The organism is Albidovulum sp., from assembly GCF_049646345.1.
Taxonomy (GTDB): domain Bacteria; phylum Pseudomonadota; class Alphaproteobacteria; order Rhodobacterales; family Rhodobacteraceae; genus Albidovulum.
Window position 1 is genome coordinate 1 of sequence record NZ_JBARVQ010000429.1, and the last position, 8,340, is coordinate 8,340.

An 8,340-nucleotide genomic window follows, 5' to 3' on the forward strand; every position below is an offset into this window, starting at 1 on the left:
TGCGGAAGCACCATGCATCGCCAACCAGCAGGTCAAAGCTGAAATGGATGCGCAGGTCATCTTCGTTCCAACGCGTCGCGGCCACTTCAAAGATCGGCCAGTTCGTGGCATCGATGATTTCGTGCGACATGCGGTCGCGCACTTCGGCAAGGCAGGCCTCGGCCTCATCCTCGGTTTTACCGCGCATGTCATATTGGGTGAACGTGTATGGATCGAGATCGTTGAGCACGACTTGTGTCAGGTCTGGCTTGCAGACGATGCGCATCTGCGGATGTCGGTCGATGATGATCTGAAAGGCCTGCGTGAGCCGGTCGAGGTCCATCCCCTTGCAGTCAAACTCGACATAGCCGTGGCCGGCCACCGCAATGTCAAACAGACCGGAGCGGCCGAACCATTGCGCCTGCTGAATATCGGTCAGGGGAAAGGGTTCGTTCCGGTTCGCCGGATCCACCGGGATCCGGGGCACGTCGCTTGTGTTGTCCTGGGACTTTTCGGACTTCTTGCGCGCCACCACGGCTGCAAGGGCTGCCTTTTGGGTTTCGGTCAGGGTGTCCAGATCAAGAGTGTTCAATTCATTCATTGAAATCGTCCTTTGATTAAGCTGTCGCGATAATGTCTTCGAGCTGTTTGTCGGTTTTTCCCGAAATCTCGGCCAACGCTTCCCGAAGAAGTGCTGCGTCGATTTCGGCGGTCAGCGTGTCGATCACGCGGGCGATGGCGCCGATTGTCTTGCCCTCAAGGAAGGCTCCAAGATCAAGCGGCACATCGAATTCGGCGCGGATCGCGCTGACGACTTCTGTCGCCAGAAGGGACGTTCCGCCAAGTTCGATGAAGTCATCAGCCGTGCCGATCTGCCGGTCGTCCAGATAACGGATCCACAAGGCAAGCAAGCGGTGTTCGGTTTCGGTTTCCGCGGCCACATAGGGCGACGTCAGGGCTGGACGCTCAAGCGCTTCGGCACCCTCACTGGCCTTCGAGAGACTGGCCATGGCCGCTTCGATATTGGCAGTTTCACCGGCCTCGGCAGGGGCGTCGACCCAATAGCGGCGGCGCTGCCAGGGATAGGACGGAAGGTCGAGCTTATCGACACGGGCGTCTTCAGTGCCAGCGGTCGCGGCAACATCCGCCCCGAGGGCCCAACACCGCGCCAATGCCGCGCGTGCAACTGTGGGATCGGGCGTGTTTTCAGACCGGCTGCGCGCTGCCTGCACTGCCTGAAGGGACCCCTGACCGGCCTGTTGGGCGTTCTGGCGCAACAGATCACCGGCCACGCAATTTGGCCCCATATCGAGTGCTACGTGCTTTTGGGCCATCGACAGGAATGTGTCCGCCGCGTCACGGAAACGCACCGTCCCTGTCAGATGCGCGGTCCAGTAGTTAGTATCGGGTGCGCGGCCCGGATCCATGAACGTGCCGGTCACGCTTGAGATCCAGCGCAGTCGTGGTGGCGAGAAACTTTCCTCCAGAATGGCTTTGGTAAAATCCGGGGCGATGGCCTCGGTCAGGTGCGAATGCAGTGCCGCGCCCACATGCAGGCGGCGCGCTTCAAGGTTCAGTTTTTCCTGGATCATGGGAATCGCCTGATCCAAAGCGGCAAGCGGCCCCGAGAGGGCGGTGTTGTCGTCGGCATTCGCGGCGCCGATGGACAGACCGCACTCCCGCGCGATTTCCGCAAGCGCATCTGCCGGGGCGGCAACCGAGATCATGCCGCCTTTGGGCATGCTGAGCATCAGGGTGGAGCGGGCCGCCACAAGACGGATGGCAGCCTCTTCTGTCATGACCCCGGCACGAACCGCCGCGGCGTATTCGCCATTTGAATGCCCCATGACAAGGTCCGGCATCAGGCCCCAGCTTTCCATCAGGGCGCCCATGGCGTTCTGAACTGTAAAGAGCGCCGGGAACATGATGTCCGGTTGCTGCATGCGCTCGGCAAGGGCGGCGTCGGATGCGGCCTTTGCATCCAGCATCGCCAGCAGGTCATGCCCGACGAGCGTCTGGAAACCTGCGGCAACGCGCTCGACGGCATCGCGGAAGACCGGTTCGCCCATCAGCCCCGCACACATGCCCGGATATTGGGCACCACCTCCGCAATAGACAAAAGCAACCGGCTTTCGATCATTGCCGTGAATGCCAAAGTAATTGTCGCTCAGTTCGGTACGCCGCAATTTCCGGGTGGCCGTTTCAATATCGCTGGCCAGAAACGCTTGCCGATGCGTCAAAGCGGCACGTCTGTTGCGTAAGTTGGCCGCCAGCGTGGCAGGGACGGTGTCGGGATGCGCGTCGAGCCAGTCGGCCAGCCGGGTGCCCATTGCCGCCAATGCGGCTTCGGATCGTGCGGACAGAACAAACAGTTCATCCCGGGCCACAGGAACGTCGGTCATGCCCTTCGCAGGCTCGGTGCCCGGAACGCTTTCAAGAACCATATGAATATTGGTCCCGCCCATCCCGAATGAGCTGACCCCGGCACGGCGCGTCTGAGAGGCGCTCCAATCCCCGAGTTCGGTTTGGACCTTCATGTTCCAGCCATCAAAGTCGATGTTGGGATTGGGGGTGTCAAAGCCGGGATTGGGTACCAGTTGCCCCTGCTTGAGCATCAAAGCGGTCTTGATAAGCCCCGCTACACCGGCGGCAGTTTCCATATGGCCGATATTGGCCTTGACCGAACCGATGCGCAGGGGGGCGTCGGATGCGCGATCCGGGCCGTAAACCTCGGCCAGGGCCGCGGCTTCTATCGGATCACCCAAAGGTGTTGCCGTCGCATGCGCCTCGACATAGTCGATGCTATGCGCCGGGCAATCGGACAGTGCCACAGCACGGCGGATCACTTCGACCTGACCATCGGTGCTGGGGGCGGTAAACCCGACTTTGCGGTTGCCGTCGTTGTTCATCGCCGACGCGCGGATCACACAGTAGATCTCGTCACCGTCCCGCTGGGCATCCTCCAGTGGTTTCAGCACCACGACCCCCGCGCCGGACCCGAAAATGGTTCCGCTGCCATCCGCATCGAACGATCTGCAACTGCCATCGGCTGAAAAGGGCATGCCCTCGCGGTGCTGATAGCCGCTTTTTTGTGGAACCTTGATCGAAACGCCCCCGGCGACAGCCACATCGCATTCGCCGATCAGCAGGCTTTGCAAAGCCTGATGGACCGCGACAAGTGACGTTGAACAGGCGGTCTGGACCGTGATCGCCGGGCCATGCAGGTTCAGCTTGTAGCTGACACGGGTGGCCAGATAGTCCTTTTCGTTCGAAATCAGCGACAAAAAGCCGTCCGGTGTCGACAAAAGCTGCGGATTGCAGGAAAGATTGCGGATCAGGTAGCTGTTCAGGCTGGCCCCGGCAAAGACGCCGACCGACGGTGTGCGTGCCGGATCAAGCCCGGCATCTTCAAAGGCCTCCCAGACACATTCCAGAAACAGCCTGTGCTGGGGGTCCAGCACCAGCGCTTCTCGTGCGGGAATGCCAAAGAAATCGGCATCGAAGGTTTCGATGTCGTCCAGCATGCTGGCGACGGGGACAAAGCCGGGCGTTTCCAGAATCTGTTCTGAAGCGCCCGCAGCGCGCAGGTCTTCGGGTGATAGCGGTTCGAAACTTGTGTCACCGGCGGTCAGCATGCGCCAGAATGCGTTTTTGTCAGGCGCGCCGGGGAAGCGATTGGCAAGGCCGATGATTGCGATATCGAAGGACATTATTTGCCTTTCTTACGGAAGGAGGACAATCTGGAGATCGCTTTGGTCTGACGACCTGCGCGGTCCCGTTCGTGGGAAGAAGGTTCGGCGGATGCCGGTGCGGCCCCCGCTGAACCGGCGCCGATCTGTTCTGACAAGCGGCGGATGCTGGGGAACCGGAACAGTGAGATCAGGGGGAAATCGCATCCGGTTTCCGCCTTGATCTGGTGATAGGCTTTGACCAGAAGGGCCGACCCTGCGCCGATATCGAAGAAGTTGTCTGTCGCGCTGACCTGATCCCGGTTCAAAAGACCGGCAAGAATAGCGGCGACGGTCGTTTCAAAGTCACCTTCCGGCGCAATCACAGCGGCAGGCCCGCCGGTGTCGGGTCCGGTTTCCATGGCGATCAGCGCCTTGCGATCCACTTTGCCGTTGCCGGTAAGGGGCAGCGTATCAAGCCGGGTAATGCTCTGAGGGACCATGTGGCGTGGCAACACCGCCATGAGCGCGGTATGAACCTGCTCGGTCAGCGGCACCTCTGTCGCAGGCCCAGCTTCGTCGCCATCGGCAGCAATCTCACCCGCGACCAGAGCCAGCATGAACTTCTGGTGTTCGCTCAGGGCAAAGCGGTCGGCCGTGCGGGGGAACGAGATGTCGCCCACCGCGCAAACGCCGAACCCTGTCTCTGCTGCGGCATGACGCAACAACTGCAATACGCTGCCGACCTCGATCTGGCACATGGATGTGGCGATGTCGCCGTATTGCGCCGTGATCTCTTCAAGATCGGCGACGAGATAGACGTAGAAGGGGGCCTTGTCCGCCCAGGCCCGGTTGTAACCCCAATGAATATCGTGGGGCAGGGCGCCTTCACTGACCAGTTCAAGGGCGTGTTCGAATGGATAGTAACGCCAGATGCCGGCCGGCATGCCTTCGGCCAGATCGTGTTTCAGGTACATATAGATCTGTATCGGATAGAGCCCGCCGCCGGATGCATAGGCAAAGCGGGCCTCGCTTCCTTCCACCATGCGGGCACCGTGCAGCGGGGAAAGAAACCTGTTGAGGGCTTCGAGCGACAGCGGGGTGGCGGAAAAATTGCGCCAGCTTCTCAGGCGGCTGTCACCGGGGACCGGCGTGCCAAGCGGATGCAGTTGATGCGCGGTTCCCTGAGGCACGAGCGACCGGTAGGCGAGTTTTGCCTCAAGCCGTTGCGCCGGGTCGCTGCGGGTGATCTGCCGGTCCTCGAAGGCGGATTGCTCGGACTGGGTATCGGGGGATGTATCCGCGCCCTCGGCGGTGATGAACGCGGCAAGCGATTTGCCACTCGCACCGGTCTGCACCACTGCAACGCAGTCGCGCACACCATCGACGGATAGCGCAACGCGCTCGATCTCGCCCAGTTCGATCCGCTGACCGTTGATCTTGATCTGAAAGTCGTTACGGCCGAGAAACTCAATATTGCCGTCGGGCAATACCCGCCCCAGATCGCCGCTGCGAAAGACCGTGCCTTCAATACCGGGCAATTGAAGATAACGTGCCGCGGTTTCCTCGGGGCGGTTCAGATAGCCCTTGGTGACGCCAGCGCCTGTGATGTGCAGCTCGCCCGGGACCCAGACCGGACAGCGCCGACCGGAGGCATCGAGGATGTGATATCCGGCATTTGCCAGGGGTTTTCCGTACGGAATTGACGACCAGTTGGGATCAACCTCGCCAATCCTGTTCCAGATGTCCCAGATCGTCGTTTCGGTCGGCCCGCCAGAGGCAATGATATCGAGCTTGGGCCAGAAAAGGCGCAACTGATCGGGCAGCGGCACGGGGATCCAGTCCCCGGCAAGGATCATCCAGCGCAACGGCGGCAGGTTCTTGACTTCGGCCGCGGGGCGCGTCTGAAGGTAATCGGCCATCATGCCCGCAAAGGCCGGAACCGAATTCCAAAGTGTCACCCGGTGACGGCGCATCTGTGCAAGCCACGCCTCGGGATCAAGCCGTGCCTCTTCCGCCGGAAGGACGAGAGCGCCGCCTGCGGCCAACACTCCGAAGATGTCAAAGACCGAAAGGTCGTGGTGCAGCGCCGTAAGACCAATTGCGCGATCATCGCCCCCGATGTCAAAGCGGCTGATGATATCGCGAAGCCGGTTTGCAACATTCCCATGCGTGATCATCACGCCTTTCGGAAGGCCGGTGGACCCGGATGTATAGATGACATGACTGACATCCCCGGATTGCAACGGGGGCAGGGCGGTCAGCGCCTCGGGCCGGTCGGATGCGCCGGATGTGTCCAACAGGCCCTCATCCACCAGTACCCGTTGCAACGGGTGGTCGGGAAACTGGCTGGCAAAGGCAGAATCGGTCAGACAGATCCGCAAATCGGCGTCTTTTGCGATATGGGCAAAGCGGGCTTCTGGTACGGTGGGATCAATCGGCACATAGGCAGCACCAGCCATATGCGTGGCCAGAACCGCAATCGGCTGGGCAAAACCCTTTTCCATCAGGATGCCGACGCGGTCACCTTGCCGGACACCTGCTGCGGCAAGGCGGGCGGCCAGACGCCGTGCGGCGGCATGCAATCTGTCATGCGTCACGTCCTGCGTCGGTGTGGCAACTGCCAGTGCTTCAGGTCCGGCGGCACGGGCTGCTTCCAGCATGTCGCGCAGCGTTGTGTTCGCGTCCGGCATGGCGGTCCCGCCGCGCGGCGTCTGATCAAGCGCCTCGATCAGGGCAACCTGGGTAGATGGCAGATAGTCCATCTGGTCATTGGCCGTCTTCTTCCAGACGTCGCTTTGGGTGGCAAGACGCGTGGCAAGTTCCTGGAAAGCCTCGAACATATCGTCGATCATGCCGTCGGGGTAATGCCCCTCGACCACGTCCCAGCTGAAGGCAATTCCGCCAGAAGGTGTTTCGCTGACCTGATGATCGAGCGTGACCTGCGGTGTCTGGGTCAGCGTATAGACCGGGGTCCCGATCGCACCGAAACCGCGAGGATCGAAGCCCTGACCGGACAGATTCAGCAGACTGGTATACACGACCGAAAGCGCTGCCGCATTGTGATCACCACGCGCGGTGCGCAGAAGATCCAGAATTGTAATGCCTGAAACGTCGCGATGTTTCATGTGGTGCCAGAGACTATGCTGCATGTCCCGGGCCCGGCTTGCCAGATCATCGCCCTCGGCCCGACGCACCGGCACCGGCATCATCGAGGTAAAATCGCCTGCAATGTTCAGCAGGTCATTGCCAAGGTTGGGGCGGTTGAACACGGTCACGTTCAGGGTGCAGTCCTCGGACCCGCTCCAGCGCGAGATGATCTCACCAAAGACGGCCATGACCCATCCGGTCGGGGTGATGCCCATATCGCGCGATTGGGTCTTGATGGCGTCATATGCCTGCGGCGGCAGTTCAAATACGAGGCGGCGGAACCGACCGCCCTGATCTTGCCCGGCATCCGGTTTCTGGTGCCGCACCGGCAGCATCGGTGGCGGCGGCAGGTCTTCGACCACACCTTTCCAATAGGCCAGGCCATTCTGATAAACGGGTTTCTGCTTCTGCGCGATTTCGTGGAAGACATAGTCGCGGAACGACACCGTGATGGGGGAAAGCGGGGTGTCGGGGTCTGTATAGGCCGAGCAGAAGTCCCCGATGATCCGCAACAGGCTGCCGCCGTCCACATGCAGCAGATCCTGCGAATAGCTCAGACGAAAGCGGTTGTTGCCCAGATTGAAGGCCGCCAGCGCGAAGCCCGGCCAACGGTCCGTTTGATGGACCGTATGCGATGCGGTTTCCCGATGCGTGGCAAGGCAGGCGTCACGCTCGGGCCCGGACATGGCCGACAGGTCGATCAGCGGGATTTCATATTGCGGCACGTCGGGCAGAATGCGCTGCATGGCATCGTCATCAACAACGGCGCGCAGCATGTCGTGACGGATAACGGTTGCGTCCCAGGCCGCTTGCAGCCGTTTCAGATCGAGACCCTCAATGTCGGTTTCCGTGTAGTAGTGGATCGAGACAGAGCCATGGTCGAAGGCGTTCTGGCGCCCGACCCAATAGGCCCGCTGAATATCGGTCAGCGGGAAGGGCGCGTGACGCTGTTCCGGATCGACGGACATTCCGGGCCCGTCGGCATTGGCGCTGGCGATCCGGTCAAGATGGGCGATGATCTGGGGCTTGTGGGCGCTGATCGCGTTGATCACGTCGGATTTGCCAAGGATGGTCTCTGGGCCGTAAACGCGCAGGTCACCATCCTCGGCCGCCAGGATCACGCCCTGTGAATGCAGGGAGTCCACGAGGTTGGCACAATCCACGATTTCTGTGTTCAAAAGGTTCACAGTACCAACTCCATTGCTTTGGTGTTGCGTGTCGCGCGTGCACTCAGCACGGCGGCAATGGCGCGGGGGGTGCGCAAATCGGACAGGTCTGCCAGGCTCAGTTGCGACGGGCCATGCAGAAGACCGGTTTCGATCCGCTCGATCAGCCGCATGCCGCGCAAACTGTCAAAACCCAGTTCAAAAAGATCGCCATCGGCACTTGCCAGATCCTGACCAGCCACGTCCGATACGTAGCCGCAGATCCGCTGCACCATCCAATCCGGCACGGGGGAAACGGTTCCGACGGCTGGAGCGTCTGTCTTTTCGGCAGCGATCGTCGGTTCATTCTGTTTGCGGATCTGTCCGCGAAACAGGCG

At 61.0% G+C, this 8,340-nt stretch carries 4 protein-coding genes; all 4 read right to left on the bottom strand.

Features of this window, described 5'->3' with window-relative positions; translation table 11 throughout:
- Nucleotides 1-580, bottom strand: a 580-nt coding sequence (locus WBB85_RS10710; RefSeq protein WP_432638607.1) for a condensation domain-containing protein, incomplete at its 3' end; no start/stop codon positions are given.
- 16 nt (nucleotides 581-596) lie between these two features.
- Entirely contained in the window at nucleotides 597-3,689 is a 3,093-nt protein-coding gene (locus tag WBB85_RS10715) for a type I polyketide synthase (RefSeq protein ID WP_432638608.1), read from the bottom strand.
- Nucleotides 3,689-7,984 carry an amino acid adenylation domain-containing protein gene (locus tag WBB85_RS10720; protein WP_432638609.1) on the bottom strand — a complete coding sequence of 1,432 codons (4,296 nt, stop codon included), beginning with the start codon at nucleotides 7,982-7,984 and terminating at the stop codon, nucleotides 3,689-3,691. Before WBB85_RS10720 ends, WBB85_RS10715 begins: the two co-directional genes overlap by 1 nt.
- Nucleotides 7,981-8,340, bottom strand: a 360-nt coding sequence (locus tag WBB85_RS10725) for an acyl carrier protein (protein ID WP_432638610.1), incomplete at its 5' end; no start/stop codon positions are given. The genes WBB85_RS10720 and WBB85_RS10725, both read right to left, overlap by 4 nt.